At 72.9% G+C, this 16869-nt stretch carries 14 protein-coding genes and 1 tRNA gene; 5 read left to right on the top strand and 10 right to left on the bottom strand.

Annotated features, from left to right (window positions below):
* Positions 1-267: 267 nt before the first annotated feature.
* Positions 268-750 carry a thioredoxin-dependent thiol peroxidase gene (bcp, locus tag ACFQBR_RS24580; protein WP_267946267.1) on the top strand — a complete coding sequence of 161 codons (483 nt, stop codon included), beginning with the start codon at positions 268-270 and terminating at the stop codon, positions 748-750.
* Positions 751-838: 88 nt separating this feature from the next.
* Positions 839-913, top strand: a tRNA-Leu gene (locus tag ACFQBR_RS24575).
* A 318-nt stretch (positions 914-1231) separates the two neighbouring features.
* On the opposite strand, the gene ACFQBR_RS24570 is transcribed toward ACFQBR_RS24575, so the two are convergent.
* The 4 genes from ACFQBR_RS24570 to ACFQBR_RS24555 form a co-directional block, all read right to left on the bottom strand.
* Entirely contained in the window at positions 1232-2398 is a 1167-nt protein-coding gene (locus ACFQBR_RS24570; protein ID WP_344178195.1) for a serine/threonine-protein kinase, read from the bottom strand.
* A 336-nt stretch (positions 2399-2734) separates the two neighbouring features.
* Positions 2735-4081, bottom strand: a complete 1347-nt coding sequence (locus ACFQBR_RS24565) for a M16 family metallopeptidase (protein ID WP_267946269.1) — start codon at positions 4079-4081, stop codon at positions 2735-2737.
* Positions 4082-4136: 55 nt separating this feature from the next.
* Positions 4137-5480 carry a M16 family metallopeptidase gene (locus ACFQBR_RS24560; RefSeq protein ID WP_267946270.1) on the bottom strand — a complete coding sequence of 448 codons (1344 nt, stop codon included), beginning with the start codon at positions 5478-5480 and terminating at the stop codon, positions 4137-4139.
* Between the two features lie 170 nt (positions 5481-5650).
* Positions 5651-6334, bottom strand: coding sequence for a hypothetical protein (locus tag ACFQBR_RS24555; RefSeq protein WP_267946271.1), 684 nt, complete (start codon positions 6332-6334; stop codon positions 5651-5653).
* Between the two features lie 157 nt (positions 6335-6491).
* Between ACFQBR_RS24555 and sppA the strand changes: the two genes are divergently transcribed.
* Complete coding sequence (gene sppA, locus ACFQBR_RS24550) at positions 6492-8234, top strand: signal peptide peptidase SppA (RefSeq protein WP_344178191.1); 1743 nt, start codon at positions 6492-6494, stop codon at positions 8232-8234.
* Positions 8235-8254: 20 nt separating this feature from the next.
* Positions 8255-8713 (top strand): flavin reductase family protein, encoded by a 459-nt coding sequence (locus ACFQBR_RS24545; RefSeq protein WP_267950490.1) that lies wholly within the window; start codon positions 8255-8257, stop codon positions 8711-8713.
* Between the two features lie 47 nt (positions 8714-8760).
* Here the strand turns inward: ACFQBR_RS24545 and ACFQBR_RS24540 are convergent, their stop codons facing one another.
* The 5 genes from ACFQBR_RS24540 to ACFQBR_RS24520 all read right to left on the bottom strand — a co-directional run bounded on the left by ACFQBR_RS24540 (position 8761) and on the right by ACFQBR_RS24520 (position 14524).
* The gene (locus ACFQBR_RS24540; RefSeq protein WP_267946273.1) at positions 8761-9642 is read right to left on the bottom strand and encodes a shikimate dehydrogenase; all 882 of its coding nucleotides are present in this window, start codon (positions 9640-9642) and stop codon (positions 8761-8763) included.
* Complete coding sequence (locus ACFQBR_RS24535) at positions 9639-11528, bottom strand: bifunctional sugar phosphate isomerase/epimerase/4-hydroxyphenylpyruvate dioxygenase family protein (protein ID WP_344178189.1); 1890 nt, start codon at positions 11526-11528, stop codon at positions 9639-9641. Before ACFQBR_RS24535 ends, ACFQBR_RS24540 begins: the two co-directional genes overlap by 4 nt.
* 45 nt (positions 11529-11573) lie before the next feature.
* On the bottom strand, positions 11574-12569 hold the full coding sequence (locus tag ACFQBR_RS24530) for a DctP family TRAP transporter solute-binding subunit (protein WP_267946275.1): 996 nt from the start codon (positions 12567-12569) through the stop codon (positions 11574-11576).
* A gap of 123 nt (positions 12570-12692) precedes the next feature.
* Positions 12693-13967 carry a TRAP transporter large permease gene (locus ACFQBR_RS24525; RefSeq protein WP_344178187.1) on the bottom strand — a complete coding sequence of 425 codons (1275 nt, stop codon included), beginning with the start codon at positions 13965-13967 and terminating at the stop codon, positions 12693-12695.
* Complete coding sequence (locus ACFQBR_RS24520; RefSeq protein WP_344178185.1) at positions 13964-14524, bottom strand: TRAP transporter small permease; 561 nt, start codon at positions 14522-14524, stop codon at positions 13964-13966. The genes ACFQBR_RS24525 and ACFQBR_RS24520 overlap by 4 nt, the downstream gene beginning before the upstream one ends.
* A gap of 151 nt (positions 14525-14675) precedes the next feature.
* On the opposite strand from ACFQBR_RS24520, the gene ACFQBR_RS24515 reads away from it, so the two are divergent.
* The gene (locus ACFQBR_RS24515) at positions 14676-15677 is read left to right on the top strand and encodes a LacI family DNA-binding transcriptional regulator (protein WP_267946278.1); all 1002 of its coding nucleotides are present in this window, start codon (positions 14676-14678) and stop codon (positions 15675-15677) included.
* 271 nt (positions 15678-15948) lie between these two features.
* Here the strand turns inward: ACFQBR_RS24515 and ACFQBR_RS24510 are convergent, their stop codons facing one another.
* Positions 15949-16857 carry an ABC transporter substrate-binding protein gene (locus ACFQBR_RS24510; protein ID WP_267946279.1) on the bottom strand — a complete coding sequence of 303 codons (909 nt, stop codon included), beginning with the start codon at positions 16855-16857 and terminating at the stop codon, positions 15949-15951.
* Positions 16858-16869: the final 12 nt, after the last annotated feature.

Here is a 16869-nt window from a genome sequence, read left to right as displayed (position 1 = left end):
CCACCGGAGGGGCGTGGCGCCCGGGTGCGCGAAGGGCGTCACCAGCGGGTCGACCGAAAGCACGAGTGCGGTCAACAATAGGTGATCGAACCGCTGGTCACCCCCAAAGCGGATGAACCGAACCGGAATCGCAACCGAAGCCGGTAAACCCAGCCTGACACAGGTGAAGAAGCGCCGCTCCCCGGGGCACCCCGCGCGCTCGCTACGGTAGGAGCAGTGAGCGGGCGGGGCCCCACCGCCCCGCCGACGAGCAGATGGGAACACCACGTGAGCGACCCGATCCGCCTGGCGCCCGGCGACCAGGCCCCCGACTTCACCCTCGACGACGCCGACGGCAAGCCCGTCACCCTCAGCGAGGTGCTGGCCTCCACCGGGCAGCGCGTCGTCCTGTACTTCTACCCGGCGGCGATGACCCCCGGGTGCACCACCCAGGCCTGCGACTTCCGCGACAACCTCCGCGAGTTCGGCTCGGCGGGCCTCACCGTCCTGGGCGTCTCCCCCGACACGACCGACAAGCTGGCCGCGTTCCGGGAGAAGGAGGGCCTGACGTTCACCCTCCTCGGCGACCCCGGCAAGGAGACCCTGCGCGCCTACGGCGCCTTCGGCGAGAAGAAGAACTACGGCCGCACGGTCCAGGGCGTCATCCGCTCCACCGTCGTCGTCGGCGCCGACGGCAAGGTGGAGAAGGCCTTCTACAACGTGAAGGCCACCGGGCACGTCGACCGCCTCAAGAAGGAACTCGGCGTCTGACCCGCCGGCCTCCGGCGGCCCGGCCGGGCCCGGCCCTGCGGGGCCTGGCGGCCGGGTCCGCCCGCGTCCCCGGTACAGTTGTCCCGACGGGGCCGTAGTCCAACCGGCAGGAGACGACAGCTTTAGGTGCTGTACAGTGCGGGTTCGAATCCCGCCGGCCCTACGAGGTGGTATGCGCTGGTCGGTGGGCTCCGCCCACCCTCCGCGCGACCCGCGACACCCCGGGGGACACCCCCCACCCCGAACCGCAGGCGGTATGCACCGGTCGGCGGGCCCCGCCCACCCTCCGCGCGACCCGCGACACCCCGGGGGACACCCCCCACCCCGAACCGCAGGCGGTATGCGCCGGTCGGCGGGCCCCGCCCGCCTCCTGCGCACCGCGGTCCCGCACGGCGAGCCCCGGCGCCGAACCCCGCCACGGGCACAGGACCGGCGAGGACGGGGGCGTCGGGCCGCGACGGCCGCTCCCGCGGCCGGCCCGCTAGCGGCCGAGCAGGGCCCAGAGCACGACGGCCAGCAGGAGCACCACGCCGAGGGCGACGCCGGCGAACACCGGCAGCATGCTCTTCTCCGCGTGCCGGCCCGAACTCGTCAGCCCCAGCGTGTCCGTGGACTCGCGGATCGACGTCATGATCGAGTTCATCGCCTCGGGGCTGTTGCGCAGCCGCTCGTTGATGGACTCCGCCAGGACGTGGGCGCCCGCCTTGAAGTGCTCGCGGGCCGACTCCCGGTCCTGTTCGTCCCCGCCGCCCTCGCCGGGACGCGGCTCGGCCGGACGGGCCCCGGAGGCGGCCGTCTCCACGCTGGTCTCGGGCGCCCACGGGGCCAGGGCCGCGATCCGCAGCATCTTGGTGGCGTTCTCCGCGGTCAGCCGCTCGCCGGGCTCGACGCGGAGCAGGCCGGCGAGCACCGGCGCGAGCGGGCCCGCGTTCGCGGCCTCCGCGGGCTCGTCCAGCTGCTCCTGGCGCAGGATCTTGATGTAGCCCTTGCGGTCGTAGGGAGGGTGGCCCTCCACCGCCGCGTACAGGGTGGCGCCCAGGGACCACAGGTCCGACTCCGGCCCGACCGGTCCGGCCTTGGCCCTCTCCGGCGGGATGTAGGCGGGAGAGCCGATGATGCGGCCCGACGCGCTCAGCGCCGACTCGCCGTTCCAGGCGGCCAGCCCGAAGTCGGTCAGCACCACGCGCCCGGCCTGGCTGATCATCACGTTCTCGGGCTTGACGTCGCGGTGGACGATCCCCTCGGTGTGCGCGACCTTGAGGGCGTCGATCAGCTGGAGCCCGATCTCCGCCACCCGCTGGTAGGGCAGCGGGCCGCCCACCTGGATCAGCTCCTCCAGGGTGGAGGCCTCGACCAGCTCCATGACGATCCACGGCCGGTCGTCCTCGTCCACGACGTCCAGGACGGTGACCAGGCTCGGATGGGTGAGGCGCCCGGCGACCCGGGCCTCACGCGTGGTGCGCTGGAGGAGGGACTCGCGCTCGGAGCGGCTCAGGTCGGCCGGGAGTCTGAGCTCCTTGACGGCGACCTCGCGGTCGATGACCAGGTCGACGGCGCGCCACACCGTGCCGACACCGCCCCTGGCGATCTCCGACACCAGCTGGTAGCGCCCTTTGAGCAGGCGCCCCTCAGGACCGGAGTCGCCCATACCGGCTACCTCCGGACCTTCGGAAGAGCGCGACGCCCGGGGCCGCTGTGTGTGAGGGTTGTCTAGGGAGGACACGGTTATCCACGGGTCCATTCACCGGCCATGGTGGCCTCCTGCGGAGCATTGCGGTCGCTGTCACCATGTAGGTGCACGGATCACTCGTTATACCAGCAGGACGCCGAGTCCACGCTGGTAGTTGCCATAACACTGGCACATAGGTTCGCTTTCGTTATGTCCGACGAAAACCTGCGCATGCCATGACCTGCCTCTCCTTTACCCGTCCTTGCCCCGGCCATGGGGCGGGCGTGCGGGCGCGACACGCCCGCACGCCCCGGATCAGGACCAGAGGGACTCCGGGTCGCGGACCTCGACGGGGCCGATCCCGGTGTCGGTGAGCGGCTGTCGGAGGCGGTCCGCGTCGCCGACCACCACGACGACGGCCTCCTCCGGGTGCAGGTACTCGGTGGCGGCCGAGTCCAGGCTCTCCTTGGTCAGCCTCTCGTAGCCGGCCCGGTTGCGGTCCACGTGGTCGTCCGGCAGGTCGTGGACGACCATGTCGACCAGGGCGCCCGCGAGGGAGCGCGCCGTCGAGTAGCTGACGGGCAGGCCCACCGTGTTGGACTCGCGCACCGCGGTGAGCTCCTCCTCCGTGACGCCCGACTCGCGGAGCTCGGCGACCTGCTCCAGCGACGAGGTGACGGAGTGGGCGGTGGTGTCCGCCTCCACCTGGGTGGACATGAAGAACACGCCACTGTCGCGTCGCAGGTCGAACCGGGACCCGGCGCCGTAGGTGTAGCCGAGGCGTTCGCGCAGCTCCATGTTGAGCCTGGACGTGAACATGCCGCCCAGCACCTCGCTGATGCCCTCGGCCCTGGGCAGGTCGACCTGTGAGCGGGACGGGGCTCGGTGCGCGATGACCAGGGCCGACTGGACGGAGCCGGGGCGGTCGACGATCAGGATGCGGGGCAGCTCGCCGGGCGGCGGCGCCGGGACGGAGGACTCGCGCTCCGGAACGGAGGCGGCGTCGCCGAACACCGTCTTGCCCAGCTCCTCCAGGTCGATCCCGTCGAGGTCGCCGACGACCACGAGGGTCCCGGCGACGGAGGCGATGGACTCGGCGTGGAAGGACGCCACGGTCTCCGGGGTGATGTCGGCCAGCCGGACCGGGCCTCCCCCGAGCGGGGTGGCGTAGCGGCCGGTGAACAGCTGGCCGCCGAGGCTGCGCATGGCCAGGGTCCCGGCCGTGGCGGCCTCCAGCCAGAACCGCTCCAGCAGCTGCTCGCGGCGGCGGACGACGTCGTCCGGGTTCAGGGCGGGGCGCCGGACCGCGTCCGCGAACAGGCGGACGGCCTCGTTGACGCGGTTGGCGGGGGCGTCCAGGCCGGTGATGAATCCGTCCCAGTTGACGCGGGACATCCACTCGGCGCCGTGGCGCTCCAGGGCGGGGGCCAGGGAGCTGTTGCCGTCGGGGCCGTCCTCCAGCACCTCGCTCGTGAGCACGTTGACGCCCATGGCGTCCAGCGGCTCCACGGCGCCCCCGTGGGGGTGCACGAGGCGGAGGGAGACCAGTCGCTGGCCGGGCACGTCGATGGCGACGACGGTGCCGCCCCCGACGGTGACCCGTTGGGGCTTCGGGAAGGAGTAGGACGCTACGGCACCGAGTGGCGGGCGGGTCTGCGGCATGCTCTGCGGCTCTTTCTGCGGCTTGCGGTGACAGGGCCAGGGGTGGCGGCGCGCCCTAGGAGGCGCCGGCGGCGTTCGCCTCGGCGTCCGCCTGGAGGGTCTCGGCCTCCGAGGACTCCTCGGGGTCGAAGCGGACGACGAGCAGGTTGTCGTCGACCAGCAGGCGCTCGGCGGCGGCCCGCACCTCCTCCGCGGTGATGTCGTCCCAGCGCCGGGGCCAGGTGTAGGCGAGCTCCGGGTCGTCGAACAGCTGCGTGCAGCTGCTGATGCTGTCGGCCAGCCCGGCAGGACTGGAGATGGACTGGAGGTGGTCGCGCTCCATGACGGCGCGGGCGCGCTCCAGCTCCTCCTCGGTCACGCCGGAGGCCAGCTTCGCGATCTCCTCGCGCACGGCCTCCTCCAGCACGTCGCCGTCGACGCCCTCGCGGGCGAGCATGTTCACCAGCAGGAGGCTGTCGGTGTAGCGGAAGGGCAGGATGTCGGCCGCGGCGCCGCCGTCGTCGGCGGCGATGGGGCGGTCCACCACCAGTGAGCGGTAGAGGCGGCTGCCCTGCCCCTGGCCGAGCACGGCCGAGGCCAGGTGCACGGCGTCGAACTCCCGCTCGCCGTACGGGGGGACGCGGTACCCGATGAACACCCCGGCGGCGGGCACCGTCTCGGTGACGGCGTCGCGCACCGGACCGCCCAGGGGCGCTCCGAGGGAGGCGTCGGGCGCCTCGGGGACGAAGTCCCTGGCGGGGATCGACCCGAAGTACTTCTCGACGCGGGCCAGGACGTCCTCGGGGTCGAGGTCGCTGACCACGGTGAGCACGCAGTTGTCCGGCCCGTAGTGGGCCTTGTGGAACGACTTGACGTAGTCGAGGTCGGCGGCGTCCAGGTCGGCCATGGAGCCGATGGTCGGGTGGTGGTACGGGTGGCCCTCGGGGTACGCCAGGCGCAGGATGCGCTCCAGGGCGGTGCCGTAGGGCTGGTTGTCGTAGCGCTGGCGGCGCTCGTTCTTGACGACGTCGCGCTGGTTGTCCAGGACCTCCTGGGTCATGCCGTCGCGCAGCGTCTCCAGGCGGTCCGCCTCCAGCCACAGCACCCGGTCCAGGGCGTGCTCGGGGACCGTCTCGTAGTAGTTCGTGCGGTCGCTCGACGTGGAGGCGTTGATGTCGCCGCCGAGCCGCTCGATCTCCTCGAAGTGCTCGCCCTTGGACACGTTGCCGCTGCCCTGGAACATGAGGTGCTCGAAGAGGTGCGCGAAACCGGTGCGCCCGGGGACCTCGTGCCGGGAACCCACGCCGTACCACAGGTTGACCGCGGTGACCTGGCCGGTGGAGGCCGCCGCCGTCACCAGGCGCAATCCGTTGTCGAGCGTGTACTGACCAACCCGTCCCGCCGCTCCGATGGTGGTCACCAGTGCTGCACCCCGCTTCGCGCTGTCGCCTGAACTGCCGTCGTCCGCGCGGCCGTGCGCCGCCCCGGACGTCCTCTGCCGTGACGAGTACGACCCTATGGCCTAACGGGACCCGGGGGACACTGGAACGGCGCAACCGGTGGCCGAATCCGGGACGGACGCGCCAGGTGTCAGCTCCGGTACTCGGTCGTGTCCATGGAGGCGGCCATCTGGTCGTAGACGGCGGAGTGCTGGGAGTCGGCGGACCAGACGTACAGGAGGACGTCGCTCGTGGGCAGGAACCACATGCGCACCTCGAAGGTGTCGTCGTTGGCGCAGGTGACGTCCCAGACGGAGTGGTGCGACTTGAGGGTGTCGGCGTGTTCGGTGAAGTCGGAGACCCGCAGCTCGGCGTCCTTGATCCCGATGTCGCCGGAGGCCGCGGTGTTGAGGCTGCGGCAGCGGTCGGTGTTGTCCGCCCAGCCGTCCGCCTTGCTGTGGGCCCCGCCCCTGGAGGGCCACTCCTGCGGGTGGTTCTCCGCCGCGTGGGCGGTCAGCTGCACCGACCCGTAGGCGCAGGCGGCCTGGCCGGGAGGGCTCGCGCACAGCGTGCCGCCCTGGTTCTGGACGTCCCAGCCGTCGGGGACGTCGATGGTGATGCCCTCGACCGTCTGGGGGGTGAAGCCCTCCGGGCCGGGCGGTTCGACCGCCGGGACCATGCCGCTCTCGCCGCGCTCCAGCTCGATCGCGGTGCCGCCCTCCTCCGCGCCGCCCGAGCAGGCGCCCAGTAGCAGGAGTGCGGAGGCCGCTACGGCCGTTCCCGCCCCGGCGCGCACGCCTCGCGCCCGATGCCGTCGCCCGTGGATGCCCGCCATGCGTCGTCCCTCTCCCGCGTCCCGTGGTCAGAACCCAGTCGACCATAGCGCCCCCGGCACACGGTGCGAACCCGAGGATCCCGGCACGTTCGCGACAACCGAGGCGCTGCCGGGACGGGCGAGGGAGTCGCTGGACAGCGGCCACTACGCTGGGGCCATGGTGGACCTCGCGAAGATCACAGAACCCTTGTCCCTCACCCGGTTCGGGCCGCGCCCCCGGGGGCCGCTGGTACTGGAGCTGGACCTGACGGAAGGGGTGGCCGACGAGGCCCCCGGGGACCCGATCAGCCAGATCGTGAACCGGCGCCGGCAGCACTACCTGGACATCGTCGAGGGCATCCGCCGCGGTGCGCGCGACCCGGGGGTGGCCGCGCTCCTGGTCCGCGTGGACGCCAGGTCGCTGGGGTTCGCGAAGGTCCAGGAGCTGCGCGACTGCGTCGCCGACTTCCGCGCCGCGGGCAAGACCGCCGTGGCCTGGGCAGACTCCTTCGGGGAGACGGGCGAGGGCAACCTCCCGTACTACCTCTCCTGCGCGTTCTCCCGCGTGGTCATGGCCCCCACGGGGGTGCTCGGGCTGACCGGCCTGATGATGCGCGTGACGTTCCTCAAGGGCGCCCTGGACAAACTGGGCGTGTCCTACGAGGTCGGCAGGCGCCACGAGTACAAGAACGCGCTGAACAGCGTCACCGAGACCGGTTTCACGGAGGCCCAGAGGGAGGCGTCCGGCCGCATCGTCTCGTCGCTGGGCGACCAGCTGGTGGAGGCGGTGTCCGAGGCGCGCGGCCTGCCCGAGGAGAAGGTGCGCGAGCTGGTCTCGCGCGGTCCGTTCATGCCCAAGGAGGCCCTGGACGCCGGCCTGGTCGACGGCCTGGCCTACCGGGACGAGGTGTACGCCGACCTCCTCGGCGAGGTCCGGTCGCAGGCGGACGGGGCCGGGGACGGCTCCGCCCCGGAGCCCTCGCTCCAGTTCGTCACCCGCTACCACCGCAAGCACACCCCGGTGCCCCGCCCCCGCGCGGCGGGCGGACCGGGGTACATCGCGCTGATCTCCGCGACCGGGGCCATCAGCCTGGGAAGGACCCGGCGGTCCCCGCTGGGCGGCGGCACCGTCATGGGTTCGGACACCGTGACGGCGGCGTTCCGGGCCGCCCGCAAGGACCCGCAGGTCAAGGCGGTCGTGTTCCGGGTGGACAGCCAGGGAGGGTCGCCGACCGCCTCCGACGCGATCCGCCGCGAGTCCGAGCTGACCAGCCGGGCCGGCATCCCGGTGGTGTCGGCGATGGGCGACATCGCCGGTTCGGGCGGCTACTACGTGACGCTGGGCTCCGACGCGGTCGTCGCGCAGCCCGGCACCCTCACCGGGTCCATCGGCGTGATCACCGGCAAGCCGGTCCTGGGCGGGCTGCTGGAGCGGTTCGGCGTGACCAGCGACTCCGTGAGCACCGGGGAGCACGCGGGCATGTTCGACACCCGCAAGCCGTTCACCGAGTCCGAGTGGGAGCGGGTGAACGCGCTCCTCGACGAGATCTACGAGGACTTCACCGGCAAGGTCGCCGAGGCGCGCAAGATGACCCGCGAGCAGGTCCACGAGGTCGCCCGGGGACGGGTGTGGACCGGTCGCGACGCCAAGGAGCGGGGCCTGGTGGACGAGCTGGGCGGCCTGGAGACGGCCGTGCGCCTGGCCCGGGAGAAGGCGGGCGCCGGCCCCCTGCCCCTGCGCGCCTTCCCGCGCGCGCACCCGCTGGACCGGATCCGCCAGCACGAGTCCAGCGAGGACATGGCGGCCTCGCAGCCGCAGACGGTGCTCGGCGCGTGGGGCCCGCTCCAGCACGCGGCCGTGGCGATGGGGCTGCCCGCGGCCGGTCCGCTGACGATGCCCGACGTCTGGGACATCCGTTGACCGGTCCGTACCTGGACGCCATGGCGCTGCTGCCCGCCGGGGTCACCGTGGTGACCGTCGCCGACGGCCGGGACGACGTGGGCGCGACCGTCACCGCGTTCGGCTCGGTGTCGGCCGACCCGCCGATCGTGTGGGTGGGCGTGGGCGCCGAGGGCTACATGGCCGAGGTCATCGGGGCCGCCGGGGCGTTCGCCGTGAACGTTCTCGGCGCCGGACAGCGGGTGGTGGCGGGCCGCTTCTCGGCCGAGGGGCGCCCCAGCGCCAGACTCCTGGTGACGGACCAGCCCCACCACCGGGGCGGGCACACGCGCGCCATCGTGCTGGACGACGCGCTGGCCGCCCTGGAGTGCACGGTGCGGCAGCGCCTGGAGGTCGGCGACCACGTGGTGTACCTCGCCGACGTGGTGGGCCTGGCCGGTGTGCGGGGCGAGGGCCCGGCCCTGGTGCGCCGCTCCGGCCGCTACCACGCCCTGGACTGACCGGGGGGCCGTGCCGGGACCGGAGGGCTCCGGTCCCGGCACGGCGCTCACTCTCCGGCGATGAGCTCCCGGAAGTGGGCGTGCAGGTGCTCCGGCGAGGGTTCCAGCCCCGTGATCAGGCCGAACGCGTCACTGGCCTGGAAGACGGCCATGCCTCCGCCGCCCAGGGTCCGGCAGCCGCGCGCCTGCGCCGCGCGCAGCAGCTCGGTGCGGACGGGCCGGTAGACGACGTCGGCGACCCACAGGGACGGGCGCAGCAGACCGGGGTCCAGGGGGATCCCGGGGTGGTGCGCCATGCCCGTGGGCGTCGCGTGCACCAGGCCGTCGGCCCCGGCCAGGGCGGCTCCGAGCCCGTCCGTCCCCGCGGGACGGCAGACCGCCCCGGGGAACCGCTCCGCCAGACGGGCGGCGAGGGCCACGGCGCTCGTCCCGTCGACGTCGACCACGGCCAGCTCCCGCACACCGGACACCAGCAGGGCGTAGGCCACGGCCGCTCCCGCGCCGCCCGCCCCCAGCACCACGACCCGGTCCCCGGGCGCGTCCGGCAGCTCCTGCCGGAGCGACCGCGCGAACCCGGACCAGTCGGTGTTGTGCCCCACCGCTCCCCCGGCCCCGAACACGACGGTGTTGACGGCCCCCAGGGCCTCCGCCTCCGGGGAGAGCCCGTCGAGGGCCGGCAGCACGAGCCGCTTGCACGGGTGGGTGATGTTGAGCCCGTCGAAGCCGAGCCTGGACGCCGCCTCCACCAGGTAGCCGACCGACCCCGGCTCCATGCCGAGCCGGTCGATGTCGATCGTCCGGTAGACGAGGCGGCGTCCCAGCCTCGCGGCCTCCCTCTCGTGCATGGGGGGCGTGAGCGACGGGCCGATCCCCGCTCCGATGAGCCCCGCGAGGAAGGACCGCCCCGGGGCGCCGTACGCGCCGCTCACCGGGAGCGCTCCGCCCGCTGCGCGGCCATGCGCACGGTGCCGTTGGCGGCCCCGTACCCCTGGTAGCCGCCGACGCGCTGGACCACCTCGAAGAACAGCCGCCCGTCCACGGTCGGCGTGTAGAAGTGCAGGAACTCGCCCTCCTCCGACCGGTCGTGGAGGATGCCGCCCTCGCGCATGCGCTCCCTGGTGTCGGGGCGCAGGTCGGTCCTGCAGGCGAGGTCGTCGTAGTAGTTGTCCGGGATGGCCAGGGGCGCGACCCCCGCCTCGCGCAGGGAGCGCGCGACGGCGAAGACGTCGTCGCAGCCCAGCGCGACGTGCTGGGCGCCTCCGCCCGTGTCCGCGTGCTCGCCGCCCAGGACGGACACGTGCAGGGCGACGCGCAGGGCGGACGCCGGGTCGGTGAGGGCCCGGCTGCGCACGAGTCCGTCGGGGGCGGCCATCTCCACGCTCGTGTCCGGGCGCAGGCCGAGCAGCGAGCGGTAGAACAGGGACGCCTCGTCGAAGTGGTCGAAGGGCTGGAGGAGCCCGACGTGGTCGATGCCGGTCAGCCGTGCCCCGCCCCCCTCCCGGTAGCCGTCGACGGGCGGGGCCGAGAAGTCCTCCAGCCACGGCTCGCCGTCGCCCGGACCGTCCGCGCAGAAGAAGACCGCGGTCCCGTCGGGCGCGGCGACCGCGCTGAGCGCGGACTCCGCCGGGTCGCGGCGGCGCGGCAGGGGGGGCGCCAGGAGCCGCTCCGCACGGCGCATCGCGTTGGCGGGGTCGGGGACGGAAACGCCCAGGGCGGTCACGGAGGCGTCGCCGCTCCAGGTGTGCCCGAGCCGGGGGTCGCTGGAGTTGAGCAGGACGCGCGCGTCGCCGTTGCTCCACAGCTGCACCGGTTTGGAGCGGTGGTCCCGGGTGTGGGCGAAGCCGAGCGCGCCGAGCAGCACGCGCACGCGCTCCGCCGACGACGGCTCGGCCGCCACCTCCACGAAAGCGAACCCGGACGGGCGGACCGGTTCGGGCAGCCGGCGCAGCCGCACGGCCCCGCGCGCGCCCTCCCCCTCCGCCGCGGCGGGTTCCTCCCCCGCGGACCGGCTCAGCCCGTCCTCCAGCAGCGACAGGGACCGCAGGGCGTCCGCGGCCGTGCGCCGCGCGTCCGAGGCCCTGAACACGTCGTTGAAGACCTCCAGGGACAGGGGGCCCGTGTAGCCCGCGGCCAGGACGTGGCCGGTGAAGGCGGTGAGGTCGAACCCTCCCTGGCCGGGGAAGCAGCGGTAGTGGCGGCTCCACTGCAGCACGTCCATGGCCATGCGCGGCGCGTCCGCGAGCTGGAGGAAGAAGATCTTCTCCCCCGGGATGTCGCGGATCCCGGACGGGTCGCCGTCACGGGAGAGGATGTGGAAGCTGTCCAGGCAGACGCCGAGGGACGGGTGGTCCGCCTCCCGGACGAGGCGCCAGGCGTGTTCGTGGTCGTCGACCCGGGTTCCCCAGGCCAGTGCCTCGTAGGCCACGCGCACCCCGTACTCCGACGCCGTCTCGGCGAGCAGGCGCAGCTGGGCCGCGGCCCGGGCGTCGTCGTCCAGGGCCGCCGCCGTGGCGTTGGAGCACACGAGCACCGTGTCCGCGCCGAGTTCGACCATGAGGGCGAACTTGTCCCGGGCACGGCGCAGGTTGCGCCGGAACCGGTCGTCGTCCACCCCCTCGATGTCGCGCATGGGCTGGTAGAGGTCGATGCCCAGGCCGAGCGAGGCGGCGAGCGCCCGTATCCGCCGGGGCCTGAGCGGCGACGCTATGAGGTCGTTCTCGAAGATCTCGACGCCGTCGAAACCGGCCTCGGCCGCCGCCCGGAGCTTCTCCTCCAGCGTGCCGCTCAACGACACCGTGGCGATGGAACGCCGCATGTCCGTCTCCCCTGTCCTTCCGTGTTCCGTCCGGTCCGCGGCCGTCTACGACCCGGAGTGCAAGGACTCGTACAGGGCCCGCTGCCCCTCGTCGAGGTGCTCCGCGAAGTAGTCCCTGGACCTGGTCCGGAACGCGTCCACGTCGACGTCGTCCACGACCTCCATGGCTCCGTCGGCGGCCCACCGGTCGAGGATCTCGGCCTCCGACTCCTCGATGCAGGCGCGGTTCTCCTCCCGGACCGTGCTGACCGCCTCCTGGAGCGCCTCCTGCTGGCGTTCGTCCATGAGTTCCCAGCTCTGGCCGGAGACCACGATGAGCTGCGATCCGATCTGGTGGCTCGTGAGGCTGATGTGGCTCTGGACCTCGTCGAAGCTGTCGGCGGAGATCGTGGGGATCGGGTTCTCCTGGCCGTCGGCGGTCCCCTGCTGGAGGGCGAGGTAGACCTCCTCGAAGGCGACGGTGGTGGGGGTGGCGCCCATCGCCTCGGCGTTGGCCAGGTAGATCGGGGAGTCGGGGAACCGCATGCGCAGGCCGCTGAGGTCGCCGGGGGTGCGGATGGGCCGGTTCGCGGTGAAGTGCCGGTCGCCGAAGTACCAGACGTCGAGGATCCTGACGCCGGTCGCGGCCTCGAAGTCCGCCTTCAGCTGCTCGGACTCCTCGGAGTCGAAGTAGCCGAACATCTGGTCGACGTCGTCGAACGCGTAGGCCGCGTCGAGCACCCCGATCGGCTCGTACGCCGAGCCGAGCGCGGCGGAGCCCTGGACGTCCATGTCGATGTCGCCCGACATCACCGAGGTGAAGGTCTCGGTGTTGTTGCCGAGCTGGCTGTTGGGGAAGGTCTCGACCGTCACTCCGACGCCGGCGTCCGCGACGCGCTCGGCGACCAGGTCGAGACCGCAACGGGTGTGGGGGTGGTCCGCGGTGTAGCTGTTGGCGAAGGAGAGGGTGATCTCGCCGTCGGCGGCCTCGTCGGCGCCGCAGCCCGCGAGGGCGAGGACGGCGACGGGGACCAGGGCGGTCCAGCGGTGGGGGGTGCGCATGCGGTGCTCCCTGGGGGGGTCGTGCCGCCGTACGGCGGCGGCGGTGGTGGCGGTGTGTGTCGGGGCCGGCCCCGCTCCCCGGGGTGCGGGGCCGCGCAGGGGCGCGCCCCGGGGAGGCGCGGCTCAGAGGCCGAGGTACCGGGGCAGGAAGAGCACGAGGTCCGGCACGAAGGTGAGCAGGGCCAGGATGAGCAGCAGGGGCACGAGGAAGGGCGCCGTGCCGCGGAACACCTCGTGCATGGGGCTGCGTGTGGCCGAGCCGAGCACGAAGAGGACGCCTCCGATCGGCGGCGTGAGCAGCCCGATCATGAGGTTGACGATGACGATGATCCCGAAGTGGACGGGGTCGACCCCGAACTGCGCCGCGATGGGCAGCAGGACGGGCACGGTGATCATCAGTGCGGCGACGGGCTCCAGGACCGTGCCGAGGAGGATGAGCACGAGGTTCACCAGCAGCAGGAACACGATCGGGCTGTCGGTGAGCCCCAGCAGGAACGACGCGATGTCCTGCGGCACGCGTTCGCGGGCCAGGATCCAGCCGAGCAGGCCGGACGCGGCCAGGACGATCGCGATCGACGCGGTGGTCGTCGCGGTCTCCACGAGGATCCGCCACAGGGTGCGCGGGTCCAGCCGGCGGTAGAGGAGGCCGAGCGCGAGCACGTAGGCGGCGCCGACCGCCGCGGCCTCGGTGGGGGTGAAGAGCCCGCTCAGGATGCCGCCGAGCAGGATGAGGGGCGCGCCCAGCGGGCCGAGGACGCGTACGACCGCGGTGCGGACCTCGCCGGCGGTCGCCCGCTCGCCGGCCAGGTGCGGCTGCTTGCGCGCCCACAGGTGGACGGCGAGGGCGAGTCCGGCGGCCACGAGGAACGCCGGGACCACCGCCGCGGCGAACAGCGCGGCGGTGGAGACCGCGGCGACGGAGGCGTAGACGATCGCGGGGATGCTGGGCGGCATGATCGGGCTGATCAGGCTGGAGGCGGCGGTGAGCCCCAGGGCGAAGCGCTTGGGGTAGCCGCGGTCGGTCATCGCCGGGACGAGCATCTTGCCCATGCCCGCGACGTCGGCCAGGGCGGTGCCGCTCACCCACGAGAAGCCGACGCTGACACCGATGTTGACGTAGCCCAGGCTTCCCCGGAGGCGCCCCAGCAGGACCTGCGCGAAGCCGAAGATGCGGTCCGCGATACCGGTGTGGTTGGCGGCGACGCCCACCAGGATGAACAGGGGGATGGCCAGCAGCGGGAAGCTGTTGATCTCCTGCGTCGCGGTGCGCAGGCTCAGGCCGGTGGACTGGTCGGTCAGGAGCATGTACGCCAGGGACGGCCCGAGGATGGCGAAGGCGATCGGTACGCGCAGGGCCAGCAGGACGACGGTTCCCAGGAGGACGAGGCCGGCGCTCATCGGGTGGGCTCCTCGTGGTCGGTCGGTGCGGGGGGAGGGGTGCCGGGCGCGGGCGGCCCCTGGACGAGGATCGCGTTGGCCAGGGCGCGCAGCACGGCCACGGCGAGCCCGGCCATCGGGATCACGTAGGTCCAGGCCATCGGGATGCCCATCACCGGCGTGGTCTGCGGTCCGCCCGCGAACACGAGGTCGGCCGCGGCCGCGACGAGCAGGCCGCACGTCGCCGCGACGACGAGGTTGGCGAAGATCCACACGGCGCGCATCGCCCGGCCCCGGGCGACGAAGTCGACGAGCTTGAGGGTGATGTGCTCGTCGCGGCCGACGAGGTGCCCGACGAGGGAGAAGGCGAGCCAGACCAGGCCGAACCGGGCGAGCTCCCCTACCCAGACCCAGCTCTCACCGGGGACGTAGCGCTGGCCGGCCTGGATGAGCATCAGGACGAGGAGCATGGCCAGGAGTAGCGCGCCGAGGACGAGTTCCGCGGTCTCCAGCCATCGGACGGGTGCCGGGCGCGAGCCCGAGGGCCCGTCTCCGGACGTACTGGGGGGATTGGTCATCCCGGGCTCCACTCGACAAACGGGGGGTTGCATACGCCCTGTTCAGAGACGTGCTCCTGGAGGCCGTATGTCGTGGTTGTGAACTCTAGGTTTCGGTCGTCGCGCATGGCAAGCGATTGCCAAAAGTTGCCGTCCGGCGTAGAAAGTCCCCATGAGCCCGGTCAGGAGAAGCACGGTCTACGACGTGGCACGGGAGGCGGGCGTGGCCGCGTCCACGGTGTCCCGCGCCTTCAGCGACCCGCGGCGGGTCAACGCGGTCACCCGCGAACACGTCCTCAACGTCGCCGAGCGCCTGGGCTACCGGCCCAACCCGCTGGCGAGCGCCCTCCAGTCCGGCCGCACGGCCACGATCGCGCTCCTGGTCCCCGACATCGCCAACCCGCACTTCTTCGGCACGATACGGGGCGCCGAGGCCCGGGCCAGCGCCTCGGGGATCACCTTCATCCTGGGCTACACCCAGGAGTCCGCGGACAACGAGCGCGAGCAGATCCTGCGGCTGGACCGCTCGGTGGACGGCTTCGTCCTCGCCTCCAGCCGGATGAGCGACGCGACCACCGTCGAACTGGCCCGGGAGCACAACATGGCCCTGGTCAACCGCCAGGTCGAGGGGCTGCCCAGCGCGATCGTCGACAACGGCGGCGGCAGCCGGCAGATCATCGACCACCTGGCCTCCCTCGGGCACCGGTCGGTGGTGTACCTCAGCGGGCCCGAGCAGTCGTGGCAGGCGAAGGAGCGGTGGAGGGGGCTGAGCGCGGCGGCGGGGCGGTGCGGCATGGCGGCGACACGCCTGGGCCCCTTCTCGCCCCGCGTGGCGGGCGGCGCCGCGGCGGCGGACGCCGCGCTGGTGTCGGGGGCGACGGCGTTCGTCGCCCACAACGACCTGCTGGCGATCGGCATGCTGCGCCGCCTGGCGGAGCGCGGGATCCGCGTGCCGCGGGACCGCAGCGTCGTGGGGTACGACGACATCTTCGGCGCGGACTTCTGCGTGCCGGCGCTGACCACGCTCGCGGGCCCCCACGAGGAGGCCGGGCGCGCGGGTGTGGAGCTGCTGCTGAACCGGGTCTCGCGGGCCGCCGCCGGGGAGGCCCCGCGGCAGGTGGTCCTCCCGGCGCACCTGGTGGTCCGCGACTCGACCGGCCCGGCGCCGGACTGACCGCGCGCCGTCCCTCTCCGGGAGGGCGCCGGGCCCGGCGCGCCCTCGCACCGGTCCCGACGCCCTCCGTCACGCCCGGGGGTCCGCCATCACGCCCGCGGACCGGCCGGAGGCACGGCGGGTGTGAGGGTGGCGTCGGCGTGGGCGATGTGGGCCGCGGAGGGCCTCCTGACCTTCCGGTGTTGATCTCGACGATCCACGCCTATGTCGGAGGCCCTCACCTGCCGTCACATCGCTGCCGGACCGTATCCGACCTCTGTGGTCGGTACAGCTAGGCGAGCCCCTCCTCCTCCAGCCACTCCTGGGCGACGTCGGCGGCGTTCTCGTTCTGGACGACGACGCGCTCGTTGAGCGAGGTCAGGGCCTCCGTGGTGAGCGCCGCCGAGACCGCGTTCAGGGCGCCTCTGGCGGTCTCGTCGACCTGCTCGCCGTTGATCAGCGGGGTGATGTTCTGGGCGCCGAACAGGTTCTCGGGGTCCTCCAGGACCACGAGGTCCTCCACCGCGATCTGCGGGTCGGTGGTGAACAGGTTCGCGGCCTGGATGTCGCCGTCCAGGAGGGCCTGGGTCAGCAGGGCCACCTCCAGGGAGCGGAACTCGCCGAACTCGATGCCGTAGACGTCGGCCAGGCCCACCACGCCCTGCTGGCGGGTCTCGAACTCCGGCGGCCCCCCGAGGGTCAGCTCGCCGGCGACGCCGGCCAGGTCGGCGAGGGTGCTCAGGTCGTGCTCCTCGGCGGTCTCGGCGGTGACCGTCACCGAGTCCTTGTTCTCCGCGCTGGAGGAGTCCAGGATCTCCAGGCCCTCGGGGAGCGCCTCGGTGATGAGCGCGTTGGTCTCCTCGCTGTTCCCGCTGGGCGCCTCGTCGTCGAGGTAGGCCAGGGTGGCGCCGTTGTACTCCGGGAACACCGACAGGTTCCCGGACTCGATCTGGGAGTAGTACACCTCGCGACTGCCGATGTTGAGCTGGTAGGTGACGTCCACCCCCTCGGCCTCCATGGCCCGGCCGTAGATCTCGGCGAGCAGGGTGCTCTCGGGGAAGTCGGCGGAGCCGATGACGACGGAGCCGGATTCGGCGCCGCCTCCTCCCTCCCCGTCCTCCGCGTAGGGGTCGCTGCCGCCGCAGGCGGTCATGAGCACCGCTGCGAGTGGGAGCCCGACGAGGGCGAGCCTCTTGTCCATGTCCGAACCTTC

The sequence above is a fragment of the Nocardiopsis tropica genome (assembly GCF_042660575.1).
GTDB classification, from domain to species: domain Bacteria; phylum Actinomycetota; class Actinomycetes; order Streptosporangiales; family Streptosporangiaceae; genus Nocardiopsis; species Nocardiopsis tropica.
The sequence above is the reverse complement of the archived record's forward strand: the minus strand, read 5'-3'. Positions and strand labels throughout refer to the sequence as shown.